Source organism: Shewanella sp. SP2S2-4 (assembly GCF_031932025.1).
Classification (GTDB): Bacteria; Pseudomonadota; Gammaproteobacteria; order Enterobacterales; family Shewanellaceae; genus Shewanella; species Shewanella baltica.
The window spans coordinates 23103-47225 of record NZ_JAUOER010000013.1; the positions used below are offsets into that span (position 1 = coordinate 23103).

At 46.9% G+C, this 24123-nt stretch carries 23 protein-coding genes and 1 other RNA gene; 14 read left to right on the plus strand and 10 right to left on the minus strand.

Features of this window, described 5'->3' with window-relative positions; translation table 11 throughout:
* Nucleotides 1-186 (minus strand): DUF2970 domain-containing protein, encoded by a 186-nt coding sequence (locus Q4Q54_RS12100; RefSeq protein ID WP_220591367.1) that lies wholly within the window; start codon nucleotides 184-186, stop codon nucleotides 1-3.
* Complete coding sequence (locus Q4Q54_RS12105) at nucleotides 186-551, minus strand: hypothetical protein (protein WP_311906219.1); 366 nt, start codon at nucleotides 549-551, stop codon at nucleotides 186-188. The genes Q4Q54_RS12100 and Q4Q54_RS12105 overlap by 1 nt, the downstream gene beginning before the upstream one ends.
* Before the next feature lie 276 nt (nucleotides 552-827).
* On the opposite strand from Q4Q54_RS12105, the gene rpe reads away from it, so the two are divergent.
* The 3 genes from rpe to trpS all read left to right on the plus strand — a co-directional run bounded on the left by rpe (nucleotide 828) and on the right by trpS (nucleotide 3250).
* The gene (gene rpe / locus Q4Q54_RS12110; protein ID WP_311988550.1) at nucleotides 828-1502 is read left to right on the plus strand and encodes a ribulose-phosphate 3-epimerase; all 675 of its coding nucleotides are present in this window, start codon (nucleotides 828-830) and stop codon (nucleotides 1500-1502) included.
* 2 nt (nucleotides 1503-1504) lie between these two features.
* Complete coding sequence (locus Q4Q54_RS12115) at nucleotides 1505-2182, plus strand: phosphoglycolate phosphatase (protein WP_311988551.1); 678 nt, start codon at nucleotides 1505-1507, stop codon at nucleotides 2180-2182.
* Between the two features lie 69 nt (nucleotides 2183-2251).
* On the plus strand, nucleotides 2252-3250 hold the full coding sequence (trpS, locus tag Q4Q54_RS12120) for a tryptophan--tRNA ligase (RefSeq protein WP_311988552.1): 999 nt from the start codon (nucleotides 2252-2254) through the stop codon (nucleotides 3248-3250).
* A gap of 63 nt (nucleotides 3251-3313) precedes the next feature.
* On the opposite strand, the gene Q4Q54_RS12125 is transcribed toward trpS, so the two are convergent.
* Nucleotides 3314-4186, minus strand: a complete 873-nt coding sequence (locus tag Q4Q54_RS12125; protein ID WP_006084499.1) for a LysR substrate-binding domain-containing protein — start codon at nucleotides 4184-4186, stop codon at nucleotides 3314-3316.
* A gap of 120 nt (nucleotides 4187-4306) precedes the next feature.
* Here Q4Q54_RS12125 and Q4Q54_RS12130 point away from each other — a divergent pair, with 120 nt between their 5' ends.
* Nucleotides 4307-5191, plus strand: coding sequence for a DMT family transporter (locus Q4Q54_RS12130; protein ID WP_261273279.1), 885 nt, complete (start codon nucleotides 4307-4309; stop codon nucleotides 5189-5191).
* Between the two features lie 92 nt (nucleotides 5192-5283).
* On the opposite strand, the gene dolP is transcribed toward Q4Q54_RS12130, so the two are convergent.
* The 4 genes from dolP to Q4Q54_RS12150 form a co-directional block, all read right to left on the minus strand.
* Nucleotides 5284-5850 (minus strand): division/outer membrane stress-associated lipid-binding lipoprotein, encoded by a 567-nt coding sequence (gene dolP, locus Q4Q54_RS12135; RefSeq protein ID WP_106649115.1) that lies wholly within the window; start codon nucleotides 5848-5850, stop codon nucleotides 5284-5286.
* Nucleotides 5847-6440, minus strand: coding sequence for a phosphoheptose isomerase (locus Q4Q54_RS12140; RefSeq protein ID WP_006083530.1), 594 nt, complete (start codon nucleotides 6438-6440; stop codon nucleotides 5847-5849). The genes dolP and Q4Q54_RS12140 overlap by 4 nt, the downstream gene beginning before the upstream one ends.
* Nucleotides 6441-6549: 109 nt before the next feature.
* Nucleotides 6550-6876 carry a YraN family protein gene (locus Q4Q54_RS12145; protein WP_006084496.1) on the minus strand — a complete coding sequence of 109 codons (327 nt, stop codon included), beginning with the start codon at nucleotides 6874-6876 and terminating at the stop codon, nucleotides 6550-6552.
* Entirely contained in the window at nucleotides 6873-8777 is a 1905-nt protein-coding gene (locus tag Q4Q54_RS12150; protein ID WP_311988553.1) for a penicillin-binding protein activator, read from the minus strand. The genes Q4Q54_RS12145 and Q4Q54_RS12150 overlap by 4 nt, the downstream gene beginning before the upstream one ends.
* A gap of 88 nt (nucleotides 8778-8865) precedes the next feature.
* Here Q4Q54_RS12150 and rsmI point away from each other — a divergent pair, with 88 nt between their 5' ends.
* Both rsmI and rnpB read left to right on the plus strand, forming a co-directional pair.
* A complete protein-coding gene (gene rsmI, locus Q4Q54_RS12155) occupies nucleotides 8866-9708 on the plus strand; it encodes a 16S rRNA (cytidine(1402)-2'-O)-methyltransferase (protein ID WP_220591361.1) in 843 nt (280 codons plus the stop codon).
* Nucleotides 9709-9773: 65 nt separating this feature from the next.
* Nucleotides 9774-10125, plus strand: an RNA gene (rnpB, locus tag Q4Q54_RS12160) — RNase P RNA component class A.
* Nucleotides 10126-10170: 45 nt separating this feature from the next.
* On the opposite strand, the gene Q4Q54_RS12165 is transcribed toward rnpB, so the two are convergent.
* The gene (locus tag Q4Q54_RS12165; protein ID WP_311988554.1) at nucleotides 10171-11199 is read right to left on the minus strand and encodes an AraC family transcriptional regulator ligand-binding domain-containing protein; all 1029 of its coding nucleotides are present in this window, start codon (nucleotides 11197-11199) and stop codon (nucleotides 10171-10173) included.
* Between the two features lie 204 nt (nucleotides 11200-11403).
* Here Q4Q54_RS12165 and Q4Q54_RS12170 point away from each other — a divergent pair, with 204 nt between their 5' ends.
* The 6 genes from Q4Q54_RS12170 (at nucleotide 11404) to Q4Q54_RS12195 (ending at nucleotide 17516) form a co-directional block, all read left to right on the plus strand.
* Nucleotides 11404-13140 (plus strand): amidohydrolase family protein, encoded by a 1737-nt coding sequence (locus tag Q4Q54_RS12170; RefSeq protein WP_311988555.1) that lies wholly within the window; start codon nucleotides 11404-11406, stop codon nucleotides 13138-13140.
* 182 nt (nucleotides 13141-13322) lie between these two features.
* A complete protein-coding gene (locus tag Q4Q54_RS12175) occupies nucleotides 13323-14861 on the plus strand; it encodes an arylsulfatase (RefSeq protein WP_409438290.1) in 1539 nt (512 codons plus the stop codon).
* A gap of 93 nt (nucleotides 14862-14954) precedes the next feature.
* Nucleotides 14955-16238, plus strand: a complete 1284-nt coding sequence (locus Q4Q54_RS12180; RefSeq protein ID WP_311988557.1) for an anaerobic sulfatase maturase — start codon at nucleotides 14955-14957, stop codon at nucleotides 16236-16238.
* 193 nt (nucleotides 16239-16431) lie between these two features.
* Nucleotides 16432-16755 carry a DUF883 C-terminal domain-containing protein gene (locus tag Q4Q54_RS12185; RefSeq protein ID WP_311988558.1) on the plus strand — a complete coding sequence of 108 codons (324 nt, stop codon included), beginning with the start codon at nucleotides 16432-16434 and terminating at the stop codon, nucleotides 16753-16755.
* A 9-nt stretch (nucleotides 16756-16764) separates the two neighbouring features.
* Nucleotides 16765-17274 carry a hypothetical protein gene (locus tag Q4Q54_RS12190; RefSeq protein ID WP_311988560.1) on the plus strand — a complete coding sequence of 170 codons (510 nt, stop codon included), beginning with the start codon at nucleotides 16765-16767 and terminating at the stop codon, nucleotides 17272-17274.
* On the plus strand, nucleotides 17268-17516 hold the full coding sequence (locus tag Q4Q54_RS12195; RefSeq protein ID WP_011848121.1) for a hypothetical protein: 249 nt from the start codon (nucleotides 17268-17270) through the stop codon (nucleotides 17514-17516). The genes Q4Q54_RS12190 and Q4Q54_RS12195 overlap by 7 nt, the downstream gene beginning before the upstream one ends.
* A 130-nt stretch (nucleotides 17517-17646) precedes the next feature.
* Here Q4Q54_RS12195 and Q4Q54_RS12200 read toward each other — a convergent pair whose 3' ends face one another.
* Nucleotides 17647-19293: a hypothetical protein gene (locus Q4Q54_RS12200; protein ID WP_311988561.1), complete on the minus strand. Its 1647-nt coding sequence runs from the start codon at nucleotides 19291-19293 to the stop codon at nucleotides 17647-17649.
* A 180-nt stretch (nucleotides 19294-19473) separates the two neighbouring features.
* Nucleotides 19474-20694 carry a threonine/serine exporter family protein gene (locus Q4Q54_RS12205; protein ID WP_311988562.1) on the minus strand — a complete coding sequence of 407 codons (1221 nt, stop codon included), beginning with the start codon at nucleotides 20692-20694 and terminating at the stop codon, nucleotides 19474-19476.
* Between the two features lie 157 nt (nucleotides 20695-20851).
* Between Q4Q54_RS12205 and Q4Q54_RS12210 the strand changes: the two genes are divergently transcribed.
* Together Q4Q54_RS12210 and Q4Q54_RS12215 are read left to right on the plus strand one after the other, a co-directional pair.
* Nucleotides 20852-21262: an MAPEG family protein gene (locus Q4Q54_RS12210; protein ID WP_006084485.1), complete on the plus strand. Its 411-nt coding sequence runs from the start codon at nucleotides 20852-20854 to the stop codon at nucleotides 21260-21262.
* 216 nt (nucleotides 21263-21478) lie between these two features.
* Complete coding sequence (locus tag Q4Q54_RS12215) at nucleotides 21479-23929, plus strand: YgiQ family radical SAM protein (RefSeq protein ID WP_311988563.1); 2451 nt, start codon at nucleotides 21479-21481, stop codon at nucleotides 23927-23929.
* The last annotated feature ends 194 nt before the right edge of the window (nucleotides 23930-24123 follow it).

Consider the following 24123-nt stretch of genomic DNA (forward strand, 5'->3'; position numbering starts at 1 on the left):
TTAGCTAAGCACTTGTCCTACGAGAAACATCAGACTTGCCACTAAAACGATTGCCAATACGATTCCCATAGCTATGTAAGGTAACGGTGAACCCGTTTGGAAGTCTTTTTTACGATTTTCGTCAGTCTGTACCCCGAAAAAGGCGGCGACGGTACTGTGGAATACTTGCCAGATACGGCTAAGCATTAATAGGCGAGATGCGATGTAGTGGGCTTGAGGTCATCCATAGGTTTATCTTGATGGCCGTGTAATAGCTCAAGCAGATCGACAAAGTGGAACTGACTCGAACGGTTTTTTCCTGTGAGCCACGTTTTCCAGCTTAGGGTTTGTGCTTGATCGGCGCAGCGATTATTAGGATGACTACTAGGCAGAGCATTATTGTAACGGATGTCACTGCTACAAGCGCATGAAGCTGTTTCGGTATTTTCCGTAAGTTTTTCAACGCCAAAAGCTAACGTGGCCACGACAACAGCAGTGAATGCCAACATCATAGATGACTTAAATGTCACTGACTTAACATAGTGTGAAAACAAACTAAACCGCCCCTTCATAACGCTTCCTTTGAAATGAACCAGCATTGCGCCTCGAGTATAACAAACTCGCCTAGTTTATGAACAAAAATTTATCAATTGCCGCCAAAATGCTCGAAAATATTAGCTTATTTTACCGAATCCAAGCCCCAATTGACTGCGATAGTTACAGAATGTGCTGCTTTGCTGACACGGGCATCGCGTATCAATTGCCAGAAATGTGGCTTTAGCTATAGAGGCTTAGCTTGGCTCAGGGTAAAATAAGGCACTTTTTATCCAAATAGCAGCGAGTGTTTTATGCGTCCATTCTTGATTGCTCCATCGATTTTATCTGCCGATTTTGCCCGTTTGGGTGATGATGTAAAAGCCGTGTTAGATGCGGGGACCGACGTAGTGCATTTTGATGTGATGGATAATCACTATGTTCCTAACTTAACAATTGGCCCCATGGTGTGCCAAGCGCTGCGTAACTACGGTATTACCGCCGATATTGATGTGCATTTGATGGTTAAGCCAGTTGACCGTATCGTGCCTGATTTTGCTAAAGCGGGCGCATCTATTATTACTTTCCATCCAGAAGCCTCAGAGCACGTCGATCGCACACTTCAGTTGATCAAAGAATGTGGCTGTAAAGCGGGTCTCGTGTTTAATCCTGCCACACCACTGCATTATCTCGACCATGTGATGGATAAGCTGGATGTGATTCTGTTGATGTCGGTCAACCCTGGTTTTGGCGGTCAATCTTTTATCCCATCGACCTTAGATAAACTGCGTCAAGTGCGTGCGCGTATCGATGCCAGTGGGTTCGATATTCGCTTAGAAGTGGATGGCGGCGTTAAGGTCGACAATATTGCTGAAATCGCCGCCGCCGGTGCCGACATGTTTGTTGCGGGCTCTGCCATTTTCGGCAAGCCAGATTACAAAGCTGTTGTTGATGGGATGCGTGCCGAACTTGCTAAAGTTGGGGCATAGGCATGTGGGATAAGATTAAAGCGATAGCGTTTGATCTTGATGGCACGCTGATCGACAGTGTGCCGGACCTAGCCGTTGCCACGCAGCAAGCCTTAGCCGAGTTAGGTTTGAAGAGCTGCTCTGAGGCGCAAGTGCGTACTTGGGTCGGTAACGGTGCCGAAATGTTAATGCGCCGCGCCATGACCCATGCCTTGGGAGCGGATGTTGAGCAAACCCCGCTGGATGCGGCCATGCCGATTTTTATGCATCACTATCAAGAGAATCTTGAAAAACACAGTGCGCTGTATAGTGACGTGCATCAAGTACTGCAAACCTTGTTCGATGCAGGTTTTAAGCTCGCCGTTGTCACCAATAAACCCTATCGTTTTACCTTGCCATTACTCAATGCCTTTGGGATTAATGACTTTTTCAGCTTAGTGTTAGGTGGCGATACCCTAGCTAAGATGAAGCCCGATCCTTTGCCGCTGCAGCACTTATTGCATGAGTGGCAATTGGATAAAGAGGCGTTATTGATGGTCGGCGACTCTAAAAACGACATTTTAGCGGCGAAAGCGGCTGGGATAGCGTCAATCGGCTTGACCTACGGCTACAACTACGGTGAAGATATTGGGCTCAGTGGCCCAGATGCCGTATGTGAGCAATTTAGTGAGATTTTGAACTGGGTAAAACCTCTCAAGTAATAGGTGTTTACCCGTTCTTTAGTCGATTTTTTATAGTCTTTTTAATATAGATAGTGGAGCAATGACGTAATGACCAAACCCATAGTACTCAGCGGTGCACAGCCGTCCGGCGAATTAACCATAGGTAACTACATGGGTGCATTGCGTCAATGGGTTGCGATGCAAGATAGCCACGACTGCCTCTATTGTGTGGTCGACTTGCATGCCATTACCGTGCGTCAAGATCCTAAAGCGTTGCGTGAAGCTTGTTTAGACACCTTAGCCCTGTATTTGGCCTGTGGCGTCGATCCTAAAAAGAGCACAGTGTTTATCCAGTCACAGGTGCCACAACATACGCAATTGGGTTGGGCACTAAACTGCTACACCCAAATGGGCGAGTTGAGCCGCATGACGCAGTTTAAAGATAAGTCACAAAAGCACGCTAACAACATCAACGTAGGTCTGTTTGGTTACCCTGTGCTGATGGCGGCGGATATTTTGATTTATCAAGCGAACGAAATCCCAGTTGGTCAAGATCAGAAGCAACATCTTGAGTTAACGCGTGATATCGCGACTCGCTTCAATAATGCTTACGGCGATACTTTCACTATTCCTGAGCCGTTTATTCCTGAGCATGGCGCGAAAGTCATGTCGCTGCAGGAGCCGCTGAAGAAGATGTCTAAGTCAGACGAGAACCGTAACAACGTCATCGGCCTGTTAGAAGATCCGAAATCTGTGCTGAAGAAGCTGAAAAAAGCCATGACAGACAGTGATGAGCCGCCTGTCGTGCGTTTCGACATGGAAAATAAACCAGGCGTTTCTAACCTACTGAGTCTCATGTCGGGTGTGACGGGGCAAAGCATTGCAAGCCTAGAAGCCGAGTTTGAAGGCAAGATGTATGGCCATTTGAAAGGTGCAGCAGGTGAAGCGGTTGTGAGCATGTTAGAACCGCTGCAAGAGCGTTACCGCGCCATTCGTGCCGATCGTGCATACTTAGACCAAGTGATGAAAGCGGGCGCCCAGTGTGCACAGGCGCGCGCCGAAGTGACGCTGAAAAAAGTGTACGAGAAGATTGGTTTGTTAGTGTAATCAACCGATAGCGATAAATTAAGCCGACGTCAGCGTCGGCTTTTTTGTGTCTGTATGCTCACCTTAGGCCTGTGATTTTAGCCAAGAGGAGAAGGCGGCAATTGCAGGTTCTGATAAACGGCGTTGCTTACAAAAGAAAGTAAATTCAAATCCAGTATGCACATCGGGAAGATTCAAGGCGACCAAACGCCCCGTGGTGATATCACCTGCCACCATAAAGTCCGGCGCTAGGGCTAAGCCTTGGCCTGCAATCGCCGCCTCAATCGCCATCACAATATGACTAAACACATGTTGTTGTTCGTTATCGAGTGGGATTTGGTGCGCCGATGACCACTTGTGCCAGTCGAGTCCGAGTGGGCCTTCATCGACAACCAGCAGGGCTTGTTGCTGGAAATTATTCAGGCTTATGTCGCGCCATTTAAGGTAGAAATTTGGGCTGCACACTGGGATTAGCCGTTCTTTGTGTAGTAACTGTTGCCAATAGCCGCGTTGATTCAGTTTTCCTGCGATAAAGATATCTGCCGTGCTAGTGCTGAGATCAGGATCTTGGGTGATCATCTCAAGGCGGATTTTTACGCTCGGATATTGGCGGCGAAAATCGGCGAGTCTGGGGATCAACCATTTCACCGAGAAGGAACTGTAAACTGCTAAGCACAGCTGCTGATTGGGCGTGTCGCGCACCTTCAAATTAAGATCACTTAACTCGTTGAATATCCGCTCTAACTCTAGAAATAGTCCGTGTCCCTTCGGGGTTAACTGCAGTTTACGCCCCTGGCGGTCAAACAGTTGCTCGCCAAAATACTCTTCTAATACTCGTACTTGGTGAGACACCGCACTTTGGGTGATGCACAGTTCATCGGCTGCCTTAGAAAAATGCTGCTGTCTGGCGGCGGCCTCAAACACTTGCAGTGCGCGTAATGGTGGTAGCTTTCTCATTATTTTCAATATCTAAAGGCTTTAGTATGAATTTAATTCATCCAGCATGAGAAAGCATCATTTCAGCTTAAGTTTTGGAAGGATTATCATGCCGCCATTGAGATTTATGGATGTTAAAAAATGCAACGCCCAGTTGTTATCGGTTTGATTTTATTGATAGTAGGTAATCTATTTAGTGCCTTCTATGATGTGTCGATAAAGTGGTTGCCGGACGATGCGAATGCCTCGACTTTCCTTCTTGTCAGGCAAATCTCCTCAGTCTTTATGTTGTTGCCAGTGTGGTTGTATTCACAGCGGCCGATGACGACACATATTTCAGTTCACCTTTGGCGTGCCAACATAGGCTCAGTTGGCGCGCTTTTTTTAATTATTGGCTTGATGGCATTGCCACTCGCGACGGTTAGCTCATTGTTTTACTCGGCACCTTTGATGATCATCTTGATGGGGTATTTTTTCCTGAGGGAGCGGATCACTGTTGCCCAGACCATCTGCACTGGCTTAGGTTTTGTTGGTATTTTGATTATCCTGCGGCCGAGTGAGATGAACTGGTATGGCATTGCTGTGCTATTTTCGGCTTTTACCTTTGCGGTGAATCAGTTAGCGCTGAAAAAAGTGCCTAATGCAGAGCATCCCGTGTTAACGCTGATGTTGTATAACTTACTGGGTATTCCAGCGACGTTAGTGATTGCGGCGTTTCAGGGCATCGAAGGTTTGAGTTGGGAGCTGGTGGGCGTGGCATTGCTGAGCAACGCATTTTTACTTGTGTATCATTGGTTTTGCGTGCTGGCCTACCGTAAAGCACAGGCAAGCGATATCGCGATTGCGGAATACACTGGCTTGTTATTTATTGTCTTTTTAGGCTGGTTGTTATTCGATGAGTGGTTGGATAACTTAAGCTGGCTCGGCGCTGCTTTGATTGTGTTGCCTTCGTTGTGTTTACCTTGGTTAGGGTCGCTGTTATCAAAATCGACGCCTAAAGTTGCGGATACACTAACGGGGAAATAACGCTGAGCGTTTAAGCCTAAGTATGCGAGTTGACTCGCGACTTAGGCTTCACTGCCAAAATACTCACATTTCAACATACTTGAATTGTAAAGTTACTCTGTATATTCAAATACTTTCACCACTTTTCGCACGCCTGCTGTATTGCGGGCGATATCGACAGCTAAATCTGCTTGCGAGCGATGGATAACACCAAGTAAGAAGACTTCACCATTTTCAGTGATGACTTTAATGCGAGTCACATCTAAATCTTTCTCGTTTAACATGCGGCCCTTCACTTTGGTGGTGACCCAAGTGTCGTTGCTGCGTGTAGTGAAAGAAGTCGGGTTGCCAATGCGGATCTGATTGTGGATCTTGCCGCCTAGTTTAAGGTCTTGCACAACCTTGATGGCTTTATCCCTTAACATGGAGTTAGGGGCTTGGCCTATCATAAGCACATTGCCATTGACGGACACGCCAGTGATATTGGTTTGTTTTTTAAGATCTTCTTGCTCTAGCAGTGCGCTAGTTATCCTAAAATCCGTATTAGTATCATCAATCTGTGTCTTAACAGTGCGCTCATCATTGGCCATCATGGCGCCACTCACTGCGCCCACCATAACGGCACCGGCGCAGCCTTGTAGCAGCAAGCAAACCATTAACAGTGGGGCAGCGTGTCTCATTGCTGCTCGTCCTGCGGGAAGAGTGTGCGGTCAATGTTGTCACACAGGCAGTGGATCACCAGTAAGTGCACTTCTTGAATTCGTGCGGTGACGTTAGAAGGCACGCGGATTTCTACGTCGCCCACGCTCAGCAGGCCAGCCATAGCGCCGCCATCTTTACCCGTTAGTGCAACGATAGTCATGTCGCGGCTTAATGCGGCTTCCATGGCTTTGATTACGTTACCTGAATTACCGCTGGTGGAGATTGCCAGCAGAATGTCGCCCGGTTGACCTAAGGCAAAAATCTGTTTTGAGAAAATCTCATCATAGCTATAGTCGTTGGCGATAGCTGTAATGGTTGAAGTGTCAGTAGACAGGGCGATGGCCGGTAAGGGTGGACGTTCAATCTCGTAGCGGTTTAGCAGTTCGGCTGAGAAATGTTGTGCATCGCCAGCACTGCCGCCGTTACCGCAAGCAAGGATTTTATTGCCACCCAAAAGACAGTGCACCATCATCTCGGCCGCTTTGGCGATTGATTCTGGCAGTGCTTCGGCTGCATCGATTTTTGTCTGGATAGATTCAGTAAAGCTGTCTTTAATGCGTTCTAACATGGATAAATCCTTTCAGGATAAAGTGTTGCTATCATGCCATATTTCCACAAGCGTGTTGAGGCACAGACGTTAAAAATAATTTGTGTTGCCACTCTCGCACTATTGGCGCTTAAAAGGCATCGACGAGCCAATGAATTTGATCGGCTTCCATGGCGATGACATCGAAACGACAGGGCACATCGAGCCGATTGAGTTGCAAATAGTGGTTGGCCGCTTTGCGAATCCGCGTTATTTGCGCCGCGCTTAAAGCCTGTAATGCGCCGCCATATTGGGTTGCCGAGCGATACTTCACTTCAACAAATACCCAATGGCTTTTATGGCGCATGATTAAATCAATTTCCCCAAACGGATAGCGGACATTACGTTCGACAAAAGTTAACCCTTGCTGTTCAAGGTAACGTTGTGCGTGCGCTTCTGCCTGTTGTCCGAGTGTCATAGCTGGCGGAAGCTGCCTCTTTGGTAACGTCCCCAGCTTAATTGGCGGTTTACTATGCCATCTGGACTAACCGATAAAGCGCCGCTGCGGCCATTGAATTGGTAACCCGTAAATGAGCGCATTTGCGCTAAGCGGCCGATCAAGTCCATTGCATCATACCCCATAACAAACAAACGTTTCTGACTGTTATTCCAGCCCGAAAATAATGTGTTAACCATGAGGTTTTCTTCGCCGTTTTGCATCAGCCAAGGGGCATCACTGAGGGTGAGGTTATTTAAATCCTGCGCCGTTTGTGTGCTTTCGTTCTCAACTCGGCTGCGGCTTGAGGTATACAAGGGCACAGGTTGAGTGAATACGCTAAAGTTTACGTCGATAAAGGCCTTGAGCAGAGTCAGATCCTGCGGCGTTGAAATCATATAAATGGCATCAATATCTTGGCGTGAGCGGAAGTCAGCCTGCACAGAGTTACCCAGCAGCTCCTTGATGCGTGCGATACGGGCTTGGCTATCACGCACGCCAAGGGCATCTTGCACTGTGGTTTTCATTTGGTCGCCGCCATCGTAATAATAGACTTCGACGACGTTATCGCTCTTCTTTTTCCACGCTTGAATAAAGCTTTCGGCCATACGTTTACCAAGGGCATCATTGCTGGCGAGCAGCAATGGCATAGTGACGCCATCTTGATATAAATGCTCGGCGGCATCGGCTGCTTCTTGGGCTGGTGATAGCGCAAAGTAGAATTTGTTTGGATCGGGGGTGAATTTATCAACTTGATTCAAAAACAGTTGTGGTACAGGCACCGCAGGAGCTGCAGCAACCGTATTGGCCGTTTTGTCTGGGTTGGCAGCATTGGCCACTGCATTAGTGGCGGCAGTATTTGCCGCATTCATCACTTGCAGTTGTTCGATTTCAGTCGGCAGTAATGGGCCAATAATAAACTCGGCTCCCGCCATCAGCGCCTGTTGATAGGCACTCGCCGCATCGTTGGCTGTATCGTAAAAATTCACTGCGACTTTATCGTTTTGCTTCGCCATATAGCTGGCTAATATGCCTTGGCGAATCGCATTGGCGGCGTTCGCTCTTGGGCCAGTCAGCGGCAACAGCACTGCAATGTTTTTCGGTGTAAAAGGCTTAGCGTTGAGGGCTCTGTCTAAATCGGCAGGCAACTTTGCCGCAGCTGGGTGATAAGGGTTCTGCTTTTGCCATTCACCTAAGTAGCGCACTAACTGGGTGGGATCGACGGCATAATGCTTAGCGATATAAGCCAGTTGTAACCAGCCTGCAAACACAGGACTTTTAGCATCTTGCGTAAACGTCTTTATGGTTTGTTCGTGCATCGGCTGCAGCACTTGCCAAATGGTGTTATTCACTTCGTTGGCTTGGGCGGGTGGCAAGTAAGTTGTCAGTAAACTCAACTCGCGTACTTGTTCAATTGGCTGTTTATTCAATTGATATAAATGCGCTTTGAACTGGTGATAGGCCGTCATCTGCCAGCTTGGCAGGCTCCAATTACTTGGATAATTTAAGGTTTTAAGGGCATCACTGTAGGTGGACGTGTGTTCAAGCACACGTGCAGTTAAGTATTTATGTTCGGCCAGTAATGTTGGGCTCTGAGTTAAGCTCGGCAGTATCGATTTTAGTAGCTTCTGCGCTGCGGCATAGTCATTGGCATTAATATAGGCATGGGCTGCTAGCAGCAGATTAGTATCGCGCTGCTGCGGATCTTTACTATTGGCCGCTTGCGCCAAATAGACATTTGCCGCCAAAGGTGCGGATGCTAATGAGGTAGCCAATGTGGCGGTTGTTCCAGTGGAATTGGGCGATGAAACACCACAACCCGCCAAGATTACCGATAAAATGGCCACGGAAACGAACTTAGTTGTATTCAGGCTTTTTAACACTGGGCTTCACTCTGGTAAGATGCGGCCTCTAGTTTAACCTTCTCTCGCGCTTGACGAAAGTCTTGGCACTGTCATTACAGAGGTATATATGGACCAAAGCGTCGCACTCTACATAGTTCCTACTCCCATAGGTAATTTGGGCGATATGAGCTCACGGGCAATAGAAGTGCTGAATCAGGTTTCATTGATCGCCTGTGAAGATACTCGCCACAGCGGTAAGTTATTGAGCCACTTTGGCATTACCACTAAAACCACGGCCTTGCATGACCACAATGAGCGTGCGCGTGCCCAGTGGATTGTCGATCAGCTTGCCGCTGGACAGTCGATAGCATTAATTTCCGATGCGGGTACGCCGTTGATTTCCGATCCTGGTTACCACTTAGTCTCCCATGTGCGCCAATCTGGGTTTAATGTGATCCCTCTTCCCGGCCCTTGCGCGGCGATTACCGCCTTAAGCGCCTCAGGTTTGCCATCGGATCGTTTTTCTTTTGAGGGTTTTCTGCCATCAAAAGAAAAAGCCCGCGCCGATAAGTTATTGGCACTGAAAGAAGATCCGCGCACGCTGATTTTTTACGAATCACCCCACCGCATCGAGCACAGTCTAACGACTATGGTCGAAGTGCTGGGCGGTGATCGCCATGTGGTGATTGCGCGCGAAGTGACCAAAACCTTCGAAACCTTTTTATCTGGCCCTGTCTCAGAGGTGCTTGCCACCGTAAGTACTGACCCGAATCAGCAGAAGGGTGAAATCGTGCTTATGGTGCATGGCTACCATTTGAGTGATGACGAAGCGATTCCCACGGTCGCTATTAATACGCTCAAACTCTTATGTGAAGAATTACCATTGAAGAAAGCCGCAGCAATTGCCGCGCAAATTCATGGACTTAAAAAGAATGCTCTGTATAAATACGGCCTAGAGTCTGATTTATAAGCGCTAAAACGGTTACGAGCGGATTATCTGTGGTGCATCAGGGTGGCTTAGGCTATAATCCGCGCCGAGTTGGCCAGACAGTCGCCGCGTTCGCAAGAACGGGGAGGAAAGTCCGGGCTCCAAAGAGCGGGGTGCCAGGTAACGCCTGGGCGGTGCGAACCGACGACAAGTGCAACAGAGAGTAGACCGCCTGCCTGATTTATCAGGTCGGTAAGGGTGAAAGGGTGCGGTAAGAGCGCACCGTGCGGCTAGCAATAGTTCGTAGCAAGGTAAACTCCACCCGGAGCAAGACCAAATAGGGTTCCGTATGGCGTGGCTCGCGTTGGAACCGGGTAGGTCGCTTGAGCCTGTGAGCGATTGCAGGCCTAGATGAATGACTGTCCAAGACAGGACCCGGCTTATCGGCCAACTCACCTCATTCAATAAAAAGCCCGTTTGTCGTAATGACAAACGGGCTTTTTGTTATCTAGCGTTAGGTTTATTCGCCGTACTTTGTTTTTTGTTGCGCCATTGCAGTGGCGAGCATCCATGTTGTTTCTTAAAGGCTTTTGAAAATGCACTACAGTCGTGGTAGCCCAGCGCGGCACTGATAGCGGTAATACTCATTTGACTCGCACTAAGGTACCAACAGGCTTTAGTTCCCTTAACATGTGCCACAAGATCCTTAAAACTTATGTTTTGCGTTGTCAGGTGGCGTTGTAGGGTTCTTTTATTCATCTTGAGTACGGTAGAAATACTGTCCAGTAATGACTGATTGGTTTCTATTCCCTGTGAAATTAAGCTAATTATTTTGCGTTCGATGTTATCAAAGGGTTGGGTTGCAAGATTAATGTAATTTTCTAAATATTGACTTCTCTCTTTGCTATGGAATATTACGGGATAATCGAGATATTTTTTATCAAAAATAATTCTGTCTGCATCTTGATTGAATTTTACATCCGTTTTAAAAATGTGGCGATAAATTTTAATGTCAGAAATTGCACTATGGGATAATTCAAGCCTGATGGCATTGAATTGATTACCTATGAATAAAGTCAGCATCTTGTAACATGCCCCCAGCGCTAATTCTTTGACTTGTTTTACTGGGATGGTATTGGTTGCGTATTCAAAGCGAGTGATGGATGCGGTATTGCCTATTTCACTTAATATCCAATTTTCTGAGGGAGAGTGGGCAGACATATATCGCTGCACCGTATAGATTGCTTCTTTTATTGTGTTGCAACTCGCCATTAATAATCCTAAAGGCCCAAGCATCTCAATATTTTGTCGCTGTGATAGTGTGAGTCCAAAATGGGGCATATTAAGTTGACCGGCACTAATTTCTAGTAGCTTTTGCATTGAATTGAATGAAATGAGTTTTTCATGGGTTTTAAGATCGTCAATGCATAAGTTCACCTGTTTTAACAGCGCATGAGTATCACCCTGTAAAGATGTCATTAGCTCGGCATAACCTTGAAGAGATCCGCTGCGGATCAAATATTCCTGCTCCATTGGCCTCTTTCCTCGGCACAGTTTTGCTGTCTTATATTTTCCATAAAATCGACTGCGAAATTGTTAAGTCACTGTTTTTATTGTTTATTTCATGTTTTTAAATGTCGTCAAATGACAAGAATTTTGAATTAGCAAAGCGTAATCTAAATGTTGTTACCTTACAAGGCAGGTTGGACTAATAACAATAACAAGGCGAGGCTTAGGATGCAATTTGACATAATTATCAAAAATGGACTCTATTTTGATGGCATGGGGAATACTGCCACAATTCAAAATATCGGTATTAAATCCGGCAAGATTATGCGAGTTAGCGATACGGCTCTAGATGAATCTCAAAGTCACCGAGTGATAGACGCCAATCACAAGTGGGTCATGCCTGGTTTTATTGATAGTCATACACATTATGATGCAGAGCTTATCGTAAGCCCGAGCCTATCTGAGTCAGTGCGTCATGGGGTAACGACTGTGCTGGTGGGTAGTTGTTCATTGAGCATGATTTGCAGTGATTATGAAGATGCCGCCGATATCTTTACCCGAGTAGAGACTGTGCCGAGGGAAAAAGTGTTGCCTATTTTAAAGCAGCATAAAACCTGGAGTACACCTAAGGAATGGGTTGATTTTGTTAAGGGGCATCCGCTTGGACCAAATGTCATTACTATGTTGGGTCATAGCGATTTAAGAGTCGGTGTTATGGGGCTATTAAGGGCCACCGATCGTAATGTTGTGCCTAGTGCTAGTGAAATCAAAAAGATGGAGGACTTGCTCGAGGAAGCGTTAGAGATTGGTTTCATTGGACTGTCGACTATGCGGTTAAAGTGGGACAAATTGGATGGTGATAGGGCTTGGTCTAAAAGCTTGCCGAGTACCTATGCGCCATGGAAAGAGATCTCGCGTCTAAATGCGCTGGTGCGCAAGTTTGATCGTGTGCATCAAGGGGCGCCGAATGCTGCCGCTATATTGCAAGTTAATCAGTATATGCGTGAATGCATGGGACTGTTTAAAAAGCCGTTAAAAACAACGTTAATTAGTCGAATGGATCTAAAGGGCAGTGTTTATTTAAGCAAGATCACTAATATTGCGGCGCAAGTGACTAATTTCTTTAGGGGGGATTTTCGCTGGCAAGTGTTGCCTACTCCTTTTACCGTTTATGCCGATGGCATTGATGTGGTGTTCTTTGAAGAGTTTGGCGCGGGTGAGATGGCTTTAAACTTAAAAGCCGAAGTGGAGCGTAACGCATTATTAAAAGATGAAACCTATCGCAGAAACTTCAGGAAGTTTTATGGGGAAAAGTTAAGTCCGAGAGTGTGGCAGCGGGATTTTGGCGACGCGATTATTTTAGATTGTCCCGATAATAGCATCATAGGCAAAAATTTTTCTGAGGTGGCTAAGAGCCGTAATGTGCATGTTGTTGATCTATTTCTTGATTTAGTCGTTGAATTTGGCACTAAGCTGCGCTGGTACACTACAGTCGCGAATCATCGAAAAGACGTGCTGAAGAAAATGGTCGGGGATGATAAGTCGCTGATCACCTTTAGCGATGCTGGTGCGCATATCCGAAATATGGCTTTTTATAATTTACCGTTAAGAATGCTGAAGTTAGTTAAAGAAAGCATGGATGAAGGTAAAGCCATTATGACCATGGAAAAAGCGGTGTGGAAGATGACTGGTGATCAGGCCGATTGGTTTGGTATTGACGCTGGGAAAATTCGTCAAGGTGATCGAGCTGATATTGTCATTGTTAATCCTGAGTATTTTAATCTGGATTTAGAGCAGGTCAGTTGGGCTGAAATGGAAAACTTTGATTTACAACGTTTGGTCAATCGAAATTCACATCTAGTTGATACCGTAATAATTAATGGCAACATAGCTTTTGAAAATGATGAAATTAATCATGATTTAGGTGTGGCCAATGAATTTGGTCAGTATTTACCCGCAAAGTAATTTATAAAATTATCTCATCAGGGTGATATCAAATATTGAACGATGGCACAAAGCCTTGTGGAAATGTGTAGAGCCTCTGTAGAGGGGAACAGTTTTAATTACAGAGTGCTGGTTATTATATTAATCGATGGCTGCGGCATAAAAAATAAATTTATTATCACAGCAAGGAGAGGGAAAGGATTATGCACATGCAGAAAAAATTACTTACCACAGCGGTGACGTTAATCTTGGGCGGTAATATAACTAATATCTACGCTGCAAATAAACCGAATATATTAGTGATTATGGGCGATGATATTGGTTATTGGAATCTCAGTACCTTTAACCAAGGTATGCTGGGTTACAGTACACCTAATATTGACAGGATCGCCAAAGAAGGCGCCAAGTTTACATCCTATTATGCTCAGCAGAGTTCGACTGCGGGCCGCTCGGCATTTATTACTGGACAAATGCCTATTCGTACAGGGCTGAGTAAAGTTGGTTTTCCAGGGGCGAAGGTGGGTATTTCAGAGCAAGATCCGACCATGGCTACTTTGTTGCGAAATCTGGGCTATGCCACGGGCCAATTTGGTAAAAATCATTTGGGCGATCGGGATGAGTATTTGCCAACTCGACATGGATTCGATGAGTTTTACGGCAATTTATATCACCTCAATGCCGAGGAAGAACCGGAGAATGCGGATTATCCTAAAGATCCCGCGTTTTTGAAAAACTTTGCGCCAAGAGGGGTGTTGAAAGTAACCGCAAAAAGTGCCGAAAAAGACAGTCCTAGGGGCAGCGTAGCGCCAACTCAGGGGGATGTGGTTGATACCGGCCCTTTAACGCGTAAGCGCATGGAAACAGTAGATGATGAGTTCATGTCTGCTGCTGCTGATTTTATGACCCGTCAAGTGAAGGCCGATAAGCCATTCTTTATGTGGGTGAATCCTTCTAGAATGCATAATTGGACGCATGTTCCCCCTGAATACAAAGATAAAACGGGCTTAAATACTTATGCTGATGGCATGCTGCAGCATGATGACCAAGTGGGGAAGCTACTCGATAAAGTGGGGCAGTTAGGCATAGACGACAACACTATCATTATCTATACCACAGATAACGGTCCTATGATTGCCACTTGGCCTGATGCGGGTATGGCACCGTTTCGCGGTGAAAAAAATACTGGCTGGGAAGGCGGTTTTAGGGTGCCCGCGATGATTAAATGGCCTGGGCATGTTCAACCGGGTTCAGTGATTAGGGAGATGTTTGCCAGTGAAGATTGGTTTCCTACATTATTGGCCGCTGCTGGTGACGCTCAAGTGAAAGACAAGCTGCTCAATGGCTATAAAGTTAACGACATAACTTACAAGGTTCATCTTGATGGCTTTGACCAGAGTAAACTCATCGAAGGTAAGGGGGCAACCGCACGGGAAAACTTCTTCTACTGGAGTGATGATGGCGACTTATTAGCTATGCGTTATGGCCGTTGGAAGATACATTTTAACATTCAGAAAAGTAACGGAATGGATGTGTGGCGTGAGCCTTTTACTCAGCTACGTGCGCCCTTGCTCTTTGATATGGAAACAGATCCTTTCGAACATGGAGACACTGGAATCGGATACGAACGTTGGTGGTATGACCATGCATTTATTATGATGCCAGCACTGGCGGAAGTCGCCAAAATGAAGCAAACATTAGCCGCTTACCCGCCCAGGCAAAAGCCAGCAAGTTTTGTAAAGTAAACAAAGTAACGTGTATTCATGTGTCCTGCGTGCGATTGCATTCAGGGCACTTGTTATATTGGATTAATTTAAAGGCGCGATGGTGTTATTTCCATGAAAAAGAGCACGTATATGCCTGTGATTCCCCTATTGACAGCCAAGAAAGATTTGAGTGACACCCCAGAATATGTGCGACGTTTTCATGCGATGGCTAAGCCTAGTGGTTCGAAATGTAATATTGATTGTCAGTACTGTTTCTATCTGCATAAAGCTGAGTTGTTAGGGCAACCGAAGCAGACATATATGCCCGATGATACACTGGCATTGTTTATCGAAAATTACATTAACAGCCAAGATGGCGATGAAATAGTGTTCTCATGGCAGGGCGGTGAGCCTACCCTCATGGGGCTGGATTTTTTTAACAAAGTCGTCCAGCTACAGAAAGTTTACGCGCCTAGTAATGTAAAGATTAAAAATGACTTACAGACTAATGGCATTCTACTTGATGATAACTGGGCGATTTTCCTCAAAGAGAATGATTTCCTCGTCGGCTTGTCAATTGATGGTCCACAAGCATTACATGATAAATATCGCGTCACCCGTAGCGGCAAACCCACATTTGAGCGAGTAATGGCTGCGGCTGCTCTGCTGAGAAAGCATCAAGTTCCCTTCAATGCCTTGACCGTCATCAATCGTCATAATGTGATGTATCCGTTAGAGGTTTATCGTTTTCTTACCCAAGAACTCGGCGCCACCTATATTCAATTTACCCCTTGTGTTGAGGCGAATAATTTTAAGCAAACCGCACCACAATTTTGGCAAGAGCAGATGTTACCTATCATAGGTACGGAGCTTGCTAAACCTGGGCATCCTATGTCTGTGGTCACTGATTGGTCTGTTGATCCCGATGAGTGGGGGCGCTTTTTGATAGCCGTGTTTGAAGAGTGGGTGGACCATGATTTAGGCCGAGTACTAGTGAACTTATTTGAGACCGCAGTCGCGCAGGTGATGGGCTTGCCGGCTCAAATTTGTGTGATGGCGGAGTTTTGCGGCAAAGGCATTGCGGTAGAGCACGATGGCAAAGTGTATTCCTGTGATCACTATGTTTATCCTGAATACGAACTTGGCGACATTGCCAAAGACGGTTTGAATGATCTGGTTTTTTCGACTCGCCAAGAGGCCTTTGGGATGGCAAAGCGCGATAATCTGCCCAGTTATTGTTTACAGTGCTCGCATCTCAAATTGTGCTGGGGAGAATGTCCTAAAAATCGTCTCATTCGAGCACCAGATGGCGAACTTGGTTTGAACTACTTGTGTTCTGGATTTCGTGCTTTTTTTGATCATGCTACGCCTATACTCTACGGCATTGCAGCGTTACTGCAGCAAGCGAATAAGTGACGTATTGATAGGGTAGGTAAAAATTACCCTATGTAGGTAACATCTACCGTTAACTGAGGGCAAGGATATAAATGATTTTAATCTAAGACTTTGTTTTTATATGCTTATATCAATTGGCTTAGCCATTGCATTGGTTTATATGCAAAGTGCAGCATTTTGTTGCATTGCACTCAGTTCATCAAGGAGTCTGCTAATGGCCAGTTCAAAAAGTGTAACAGAACAAACTAACAGTAAAGATAACGGCGCGTTAAATTCACCAACCACAGCGAAAGCCAGCGAAGTGACGCATCATGCCGTTGACGCTGTGGCAGAGAAAGCCGCTGTTGCAGAGGATGCTTTGCGTAAAACCGCCGCTAGCTCGCAGGAAACACTGGCGCACAAGCAAGAGGAAATTAAACAGCAACTGCAAAGCTCTTACAGTAAAACCCGTGAGCTGGCAGCGCAGAATCCTCTGGCCACAGCTGGGATAGCGTTTGCTGCTGGTGTAGTGTTGACGGCTTTGTTACGCCGTCGCTAAGGTGGGGTTATGCAAAACCGTGCACAGTCAGAGGCGCCAGAGCAAAGACCTGTCCAGCATGCTGAACCCACTGGACAGCCCGCATCAGCTGCCCAGAATAAAGTGGTTGATCAGGCCATTGAGCAATTGGCTGAGATAGCGGCACTGAGCAGCTCGGTGAAGCAAGCCTATATCAATCAGTTAAATTTGGCAGGGAAAATAGCAACGGCAGAATGGCAGTTAACGGGTCGCAGCTTGATTGTTGCTGCGGCTTTGGTCGTCTGTTTTGGGACGGGTATTACCCTATTCTGGGGCAGTATCTTGTTGTTGCTGGGTTATTTGCTGTTTCAACTGAGCGGCTCGCTGTTGATTACCGCGAGCGCGTTAGTGGTATTGCAGTTTGTGTTATTGATTTGGTGTTGGCGTAGTCTGAGCTATGTGCTGTCGCAAGCGGGTTTTTCAAAGACTTGGCAGCAGTTACGGCTGTTGTTTTCTACTCGACACTCAGCCAATAAACAACAGGAAGATCAACAATGCTAGTGCAACAGTTACTGAAAAAACAGCAATTGAAGCTCACTGTACTGACAGAACAAGGTCAGCTGCAGCATGAGTTATTGCAGGTGAGGAAACAACAACTAGCGCAAAGCGGTCGTGCTTTTATCGGTTCGACCCCCGGCCTTATTGTCAGTTTTAGCTTGGGTTGTCTGTTTCAAATGCGCCACAACAGCACAGTAAAACTGCTGCGTAGTACCTTCGGTCTGCGTTGGATGACCAAACTCTAACTGCCCAGTTATTCTCTGGACGGTTAGCGTTTGGTTTTGTTGGGCTAAACGGCATGACTCTGTAGATCAACATCTTATCAATGCGCTTTAACTCAGCGCCCTACCTTATTCGCAATTCGTAAATCAGCCGCTAAAAACTGCGTTTCACTAGGAATCGCCATTCCCAACTGTTCACTGACTCGCCGCCCGTGTAAGGAATCGAAAAATCGATATGGGCGACGTTGCCATAGCTGGAGCGTGAGGAATAAATCCGCGCGCCTATACCTATGCTGCCCAGTGGGCCACTGACTTCATTATTCTCGGCAAACTGGCCGCCGGAAGCTTGACCCAAATCAGTAAAGATGGCCCAGCCCAATTCAGCCAATTGGTATAAGTTGATGTTGGGGTAATTACGTATCTCGGCGGTCAATAACCACTGATTGTCCCCTTGTTGGTATTCGTTTGGATAACCGCGCACGCCAGTTTCATCTCCCAGCCCTTTGGTCAGATCCAGATAAGTGTTCTGTGAAAGGCTGGCCCATGCTTTGCCGTAGGCTGTCCACTTCGGATTGATTTGATAGAAGTACTCGGCTTGGACATCGACCTTGTAAGTGTCTTTTTGGGTTGTACCTATTGTGCTAGTGCCGCCCATTTCTAACAGCCACAGTTGGTCGTCAAACTTATAGCCGCCAGTACTTTGCCAATTGACGTGGTAGCCGACAGGATTGTTATCGCCTATGTCATTGGTTTCTATGCCGAGTTGCACATAGTGATGCCAGCCTAAGTTAAAGTCTTCGTTGTTGGTGATCAGGTGAACGTTATTCAGTACATGGAAATCATCTTGGATAAACTCGTAGGCGACCCAAGGGTACATAAAATCCCTATCTTGAGGCAGCATCGAATTAGGGTAGAGATCTGAATTGGCAAACTCGTGTTTATCTTGGGTAACACCGGTAATAAAGCGAGAAAGATGCTCACTGTTCTTATTAATTAACCAGCCATATTGCAGATTAAGGTAGTCGACTGTGTGTTCGAATTCATTTATCTCTTGCCCATTTTGCCTCAGGGTATCAATACGGTTATCGTCTAAAAACTCTGCCGAATACATGGTATTGGTATCGAGAGAATAGAAAGGCTTGCTCACATAAACGTGCTTAGCTTGGCCGTCGCTATTGTCGTAAAACTCGGCGGCAACTGTGCCGTGTTCGATAATGCTCAGCGGAGCTTCGAATGCAAATTTGTAGCCATTACGGGATTCGTTGGACTGGTACTTGAGTCGAGTGCGGATACCTGTTCCGAGTAAGTTGTCTTCTTTAACACCAAAAGAATAACGAGTGTCGCCACCTGAACTGCTCAGGCTAGCAGTGGGCAATAATGACCAGTTATCCCAGGTTTCGACGACAACGGACTCAACCGTGGGATCGGTATCGGCGAGGGGATCTTTTTCGGCGACATAAATTTTGGCGTCGCGGATATAGGGCACAGCCCGTAATAGCCGTTGCGATTCGTCGAGGTCTTTCTGGGCGACAGTATCATTTTCGCCGAAGGTCAGTTTATCGAGCACCACATATTCTTTGGTGTTGATGTGTAAAGCGTTCGCCCAGCGGTGGATGAAAAAAGCATCGGGATCGGATTCATCAAAAATAGGATTGTTAACTACGACGATCTTGCTGACTTTTTTGGTTGCTTGAGCCTGTGTTGCGGGATCGGTGAGCTTAGTGTCTTCTGCTTGGGCAGCACTGATTAGGCTGCCAACACAACAAGGTAGGATGCATGCATACTGAATGAATTTCTGCATAAAAGGCCACTCCCATGAAATTGACGACTGCAGCGAAAACAATCTCACTCTGCAATTCACAATTTAATAACACATGGAAAGCGGGTGTTAGTCAAGAAAACATTTTAATAAGTTTCTGATTTTACTTAAGGTTAACTTAAGGTGGCGGCTGGGCGCGGGCTCCAGCCGAATTCACAATTGTTACAATGTTCGCCTTGGCGGGACGGCGACGTTGGCAAAAATCAATCCCGCGATTAGAGACATAAAAATCAAAAAGATTTGCGAGCCAATATGGGACTGGTTAAGCATGGTCTCACCTGAGATTAAGGCATTGAGTCCGATATAGGTTTTACTGCCGGGCACTAAGATCACTATGCCTTGCAACAGGGCAATGGAGGCGGGAGCTTTCATCCAGCGGGCGAAGAGGTTGGAGTAAATCCCGACAGCCAAGGCGCCAAAGAAAATGCCCACCGAATCACCAAAATAATGTCCGCCGAGCATGGCCGAGAAAAACGCCACAATTCCAGCTAATACGCCCCAAGGCGAATCCTGCATCCGTGCCTTGAAGATAAACACTAACGCCATAGATAAAATCGGTACCGCCGACCAAATTGCCCAGCGCGGCAACCCTTCTGGCTCGATATGAATCGCTTCGCCAAACACGGCTTTACCAATCGCCATGCCGAGCACTGCACCAAAGTACAGTTTAAACAATTGCATAATCGCATCCATGATGCGCGCCGTGCCGGAAATCAAATCCCGCGCGGCAAGTTCGGCCAGACCTAAGGTTAAGGCTAAGCCGGGAATAAAAATAATGATCGAGGAGAGGATCACCACTGGGATATTAATGTTGGGATCAATACGCGCTATGCCGCAGGCGGCAATGGCACAAAGAATGGTGGCGAAGGGTTCGAGCACTTCGGCCATGCGTGCCGAGCGTTCGGCGCGGTATACCAAGCCATAGACAAATAAGCCTAATAACCCCGACCCAAATACATCGTTCCAACCTGTGCCCATCAACATGGCAAAGGCAGCGGCTGAAGTACCAAAGGAAAAACAGGTTAACACTGGGCCATAGGGATTGGGTTTGTTGGCGATTTCTTCTAAGCGGTCTAAGGCCTCGGCCAAAGTGCGCTTGCCCGAAGTTAATTCATCGACTAATTCATCGGTGCGGGCGAGTGAACCTAAATCGAGTTCGCCGGGCTTCACCCGAGCGGCATGGTTATATTCTTGATCTGTATCGTGTTGTAAAACGAAGGTCATCGAAGTTGGCGAGATAAGGAAGTAGCCTTCGATACCTAAGGTGCGCGCAACGGTTTGTAAGTGGGTTTCTAGGCGATAAGCGGGTGTGCCAAACTTATGCAATGCCTTGCCTAGCTTGATGATAAATCTGCGTTTTTCGATAAACTCGTCGTTATCCAATCGGGGTCTTCACTGTATAAAAAGTTGTAGGGATTAACGCGCGCATATTAACCTATCTTGTCTATAAAAGGTTAACGGCTTTTAACCTTAATACAAATAAATTGCTGAATTTTTGCAGCTCGGGCTATAGTCAGCTTTTTGATAAGGGGAAATAGATATGTCTTTGATGGTAACGGGTCTTTACGCTAGCCTCACTGGGCTATTAATTGTCGCTTTAGCCTATCGCGTAGTGAAGGTCAGAAAAAGTCACAAGATTGGCCTAGGGGATGGCGGTAACAATGCGCTTGCCTTAGCAAATCGCGTCCATGTAAACCTGATCGAAAATGCGCCTATCGTATTGATTCTCATGCTGGTGGCCGAAGCCGGTGGCTTACCTGTATTTTATCTCCATTGCTTTGGGACTGTGTGGATAGTGGCGCGCTTACTCCATGCTATCGGCTTAACTCAAGGCCAAGGGGGTTATCATTTTGGGCGTTTCTGGGGCGTATTGCTCACTTGGCTAGTGATCATCAGTCTGGCGTTGGTGAATTTGCTGCATTTTGCCCAAGGATTAGGAAAGGGTCTCTAGACGCTTGGAATTGGGCGGTCAATTCCGCCCTAAGCCATATCCATAGCGGATTTAGGGGTATTACGCTTCTGGCTCAAATACCCCTGAAAATGCCTCGATTGGTGTTTTTTTAATCGCACTTATCCCCCATTGCCTGCTATACTCCGCGTCCCTAAATTGGCGTAACTTATTTTCAGTGGCGCCTTTATTTGACATTACGTTTTCGGGTCACAATCGATGCAAGTTGAATCCACACTCTTTAGTCATCCCAAGTATTGGGCTACAGGCGACAGCACTGCGCCTTTCTTACCTATGTCCCGCAAGGAGATGGATAAGCTTGGCTGGGATAGCTGTGACATTATCATAGTCACAGGCGACGCTTATGTGGATCACCCAAGCTTTGGCATGGCAGTGATCGGCCGTATGTTAGAGGCCCAAGGTTACCGAGTCGGCATTATTTCCCAACCTGATTGGTCGAGCAAAGACGCCTTTATGCAATTGGGTCGTCCAAACCTGTTTTTTGGCGTCACCGCCGGCAACATGGATTCGATGATCAACCGTTACACCGCTGACCGTCGTTTACGTTCTGACGATGCTTATACCGCGGGCGATATTGGCGGTAAGCGCCCAGATCGCGCTGTGACTGTGTACACCCAGCGCTGTAAAGAAGCCTTTAAAGATGTGCCCGTGATCATTGGCGGTATCGAAGCCAGTTTACGCCGCATCGCCCATTACGATTATTGGTCGGACAAAGTGCGTCGCAGTGTGATTTTCGATGCCAAGGCCGACATTCTGATGTACGGCAACGCCGAGCGTCCTTTAGTTGAAGTGGCACGCCGCTTAGCTGCCGGCGAACCGATTAGCTCGCTGCACGATGTGCGCGGCACTGCTGTTATCCGTAAAGAGCCGCTGCCCGAATGGCGCGGTATGGACTCGCGCAAGATTGACCAACTGCATAAGATAGAGCCGCTACCGAATCCTTATGGTGCCGATGATGTGGGTTGTGCTAACTTGTCTGGCCCGTCGGATGTGAAGATATTCGATAACGAAGCCCCTAAACCAATTAGCGTTCAGCCGCCTAAACCTAAACCATGGGATAAGACCTATGTGCTGCTGCCAGCGTTTGAAAAAGTCTCTGAAGACAAATATTTATATGCCCATGCTTCACGGATTTTGCACCAAGAGCAAAATCCAGGTTGTGCCCGTGCGTTATTCCAACCTCATGGCGATCGCGCCGTTTGGGTGAATCCGCCCGCATGGCCGCTCAATACCGATGAGATGGATGCGGTATTCGATTTACCTTACCAGCGTATTCCTCATCCTATCTATGGCAAGGAAAAAATCCCTGCCTATGACATGATCAAGACTTCTATTAACATCATGCGTGGCTGCTTTGGTGGTTGTTCTTTCTGTTCGATTACCGAACATGAAGGCCGAATCATTCAGAGTCGTTCACAAGAATCGATTGTTAAAGAAATCAAAGATATTCAGGAAAAAGTGCCAGGCTTTACTGGGGTGATTTCCGATTTAGGCGGCCCAACCGCCAACATGTATCGTTTAGGTTGTACTAGCGAAAAAGCCGAAAAAACCTGTCGCCGTCTTTCTTGTGTGTTCCCATCGATTTGCGGCCACTTAGGCACAGATCATAAACACACTATCGACTTGTACCGCGCGGCGCGTGCTGTACCTGGCATCAAGAAAGTATTGATCGCCTCTGGCGTGCGTTACGACTTGGCGATCGAAGATCCGGCTTATGTAAAAGAGTTAGTGCAGCACCATGTGGGCGGCTACTTAAAAATCGCCCCTGAGCATACCGAAGAAGGTCCGCTCAGCAAGATGATGAAACCCGGCATGGGCGCCTACGATAAGTTTAAAGAATTGTTCGACAAGTTTTCGAAGGAAGCGGGCAAAGAGCAGTTCCTGATCCCTTACTTTATTTCGGCGCATCCGGGCACGACCGACGAAGACATGGTGAACTTAGCGCTGTGGTTGAAGGAACGTAAGTTCAAGCTCGACCAAGTGCAGAACTTCTATCCGTCACCGATGGCGAATGCGACCACGATTTATCATACCGAGTTAAACTCGCTGAAAAACGTCAAGCATACTAGCGAAGTGGTATCAGTGCCGAAGAAAGGGCGTCAACGTCGTCTGCATAAAGCATTGCTGCGTTATCACGATCCTGCGGGTTGGCCATTGATCCGTGAAGGGTTAACCGCCATGGGGCGTGAAGACTTGATCGGTAATAGTCCGCATCAGTTAGTGCCACCAGAAGGTCGAAATGAGCGCGGACCTAAATGGATGAAAGATGCCAACCAAGGCCAAAAAGCCTTTACTCGCTTCTCGGGTAATCAGTTTGATGACCGCAAGGGCGACGGTAAATCTAAAAGTGCAGCTAAAGGCGGCGCGCAAGCTCAGGCTGGTGCTGAGTCAAAACCGGCCAGCAAAGGTGGAAAACCTGCAGCGAATGGCGCTAAGCCTGCCGGTTCTAAGCCAGCAGGAGCTAAACCAACCGGCTCTAAACCTAGCGGAGCTCATTCGAGCCGTCCGGGAGCGAAAGCGCCTTTCGGCCAGTCTGGTTTTAAGGCCAGCGGTTCTCAGGCTAAAGGCGGCGCTAAAGTCGGAAACCCATCAAAGAGTGGTGGTAAACCTGCAGGTAAGCCCGCTCATGGTCGCCAACAGGCTAAGTAATCACTTTTAGCCATTCAAATAATGTTAAAGGTCGCTCCAGACATAAGTTTGGAGCGGCCTAGCTAGCAAGATCGTCCCGCGATACTTTTCTTTTTATTCTCCTTTTTTACAATCCTTTTTGATTTCGCCACAATTTTGCCAGTATGTTTACCTTAGCTCAGTCTCAAATAGGTTAATGCATATACGTGCTAGCA

Excerpts from the sequence above, each read along its gene's own strand:
- Q4Q54_RS12100 (WP_220591367.1), bottom strand. The coding sequence starts at position 186 with ATGCTTAGCCGTATCTGGCAAGTATTCCACAGTACCGTCGCCGCCTTT.
- Q4Q54_RS12105 (WP_311906219.1), bottom strand. The coding sequence starts at position 551 with ATGAAGGGGCGGTTTAGTTTGTTTTCACACTATGTTAAGTCAGTGACA.
- rpe (WP_311988550.1), top strand. The coding sequence starts at position 828 with ATGCGTCCATTCTTGATTGCTCCATCGATTTTATCTGCCGATTTTGCC.
- Q4Q54_RS12115 (WP_311988551.1), top strand. The coding sequence starts at position 1,505 with ATGTGGGATAAGATTAAAGCGATAGCGTTTGATCTTGATGGCACGCTG.
- trpS (WP_311988552.1), top strand. The coding sequence starts at position 2,252 with ATGACCAAACCCATAGTACTCAGCGGTGCACAGCCGTCCGGCGAATTA.
- Q4Q54_RS12125 (WP_006084499.1), bottom strand. The coding sequence starts at position 4,186 with ATGAGAAAGCTACCACCATTACGCGCACTGCAAGTGTTTGAGGCCGCC.
- Q4Q54_RS12130 (WP_261273279.1), top strand. The coding sequence starts at position 4,307 with ATGCAACGCCCAGTTGTTATCGGTTTGATTTTATTGATAGTAGGTAAT.
- dolP (WP_106649115.1), bottom strand. The coding sequence starts at position 5,850 with ATGAGACACGCTGCCCCACTGTTAATGGTTTGCTTGCTGCTACAAGGC.
- Q4Q54_RS12140 (WP_006083530.1), bottom strand. The coding sequence starts at position 6,440 with ATGTTAGAACGCATTAAAGACAGCTTTACTGAATCTATCCAGACAAAA.
- Q4Q54_RS12145 (WP_006084496.1), bottom strand. The coding sequence starts at position 6,876 with ATGACACTCGGACAACAGGCAGAAGCGCACGCACAACGTTACCTTGAA.
- rsmI (WP_220591361.1), top strand. The coding sequence starts at position 8,866 with ATGGACCAAAGCGTCGCACTCTACATAGTTCCTACTCCCATAGGTAAT.
- Q4Q54_RS12165 (WP_311988554.1), bottom strand. The coding sequence starts at position 11,199 with ATGGAGCAGGAATATTTGATCCGCAGCGGATCTCTTCAAGGTTATGCC.
- Q4Q54_RS12170 (WP_311988555.1), top strand. The coding sequence starts at position 11,404 with ATGCAATTTGACATAATTATCAAAAATGGACTCTATTTTGATGGCATG.
- Q4Q54_RS12175 (WP_409438290.1), top strand. The coding sequence starts at position 13,323 with ATGCACATGCAGAAAAAATTACTTACCACAGCGGTGACGTTAATCTTG.
- Q4Q54_RS12180 (WP_311988557.1), top strand. The coding sequence starts at position 14,955 with ATGAAAAAGAGCACGTATATGCCTGTGATTCCCCTATTGACAGCCAAG.
- Q4Q54_RS12185 (WP_311988558.1), top strand. The coding sequence starts at position 16,432 with ATGGCCAGTTCAAAAAGTGTAACAGAACAAACTAACAGTAAAGATAAC.
- Q4Q54_RS12190 (WP_311988560.1), top strand. The coding sequence starts at position 16,765 with ATGCAAAACCGTGCACAGTCAGAGGCGCCAGAGCAAAGACCTGTCCAG.
- Q4Q54_RS12195 (WP_011848121.1), top strand. The coding sequence starts at position 17,268 with ATGCTAGTGCAACAGTTACTGAAAAAACAGCAATTGAAGCTCACTGTA.
- Q4Q54_RS12200 (WP_311988561.1), bottom strand. The coding sequence starts at position 19,293 with ATGCAGAAATTCATTCAGTATGCATGCATCCTACCTTGTTGTGTTGGC.
- Q4Q54_RS12210 (WP_006084485.1), top strand. The coding sequence starts at position 20,852 with ATGTCTTTGATGGTAACGGGTCTTTACGCTAGCCTCACTGGGCTATTA.
- Q4Q54_RS12215 (WP_311988563.1), top strand. The coding sequence starts at position 21,479 with ATGCAAGTTGAATCCACACTCTTTAGTCATCCCAAGTATTGGGCTACA.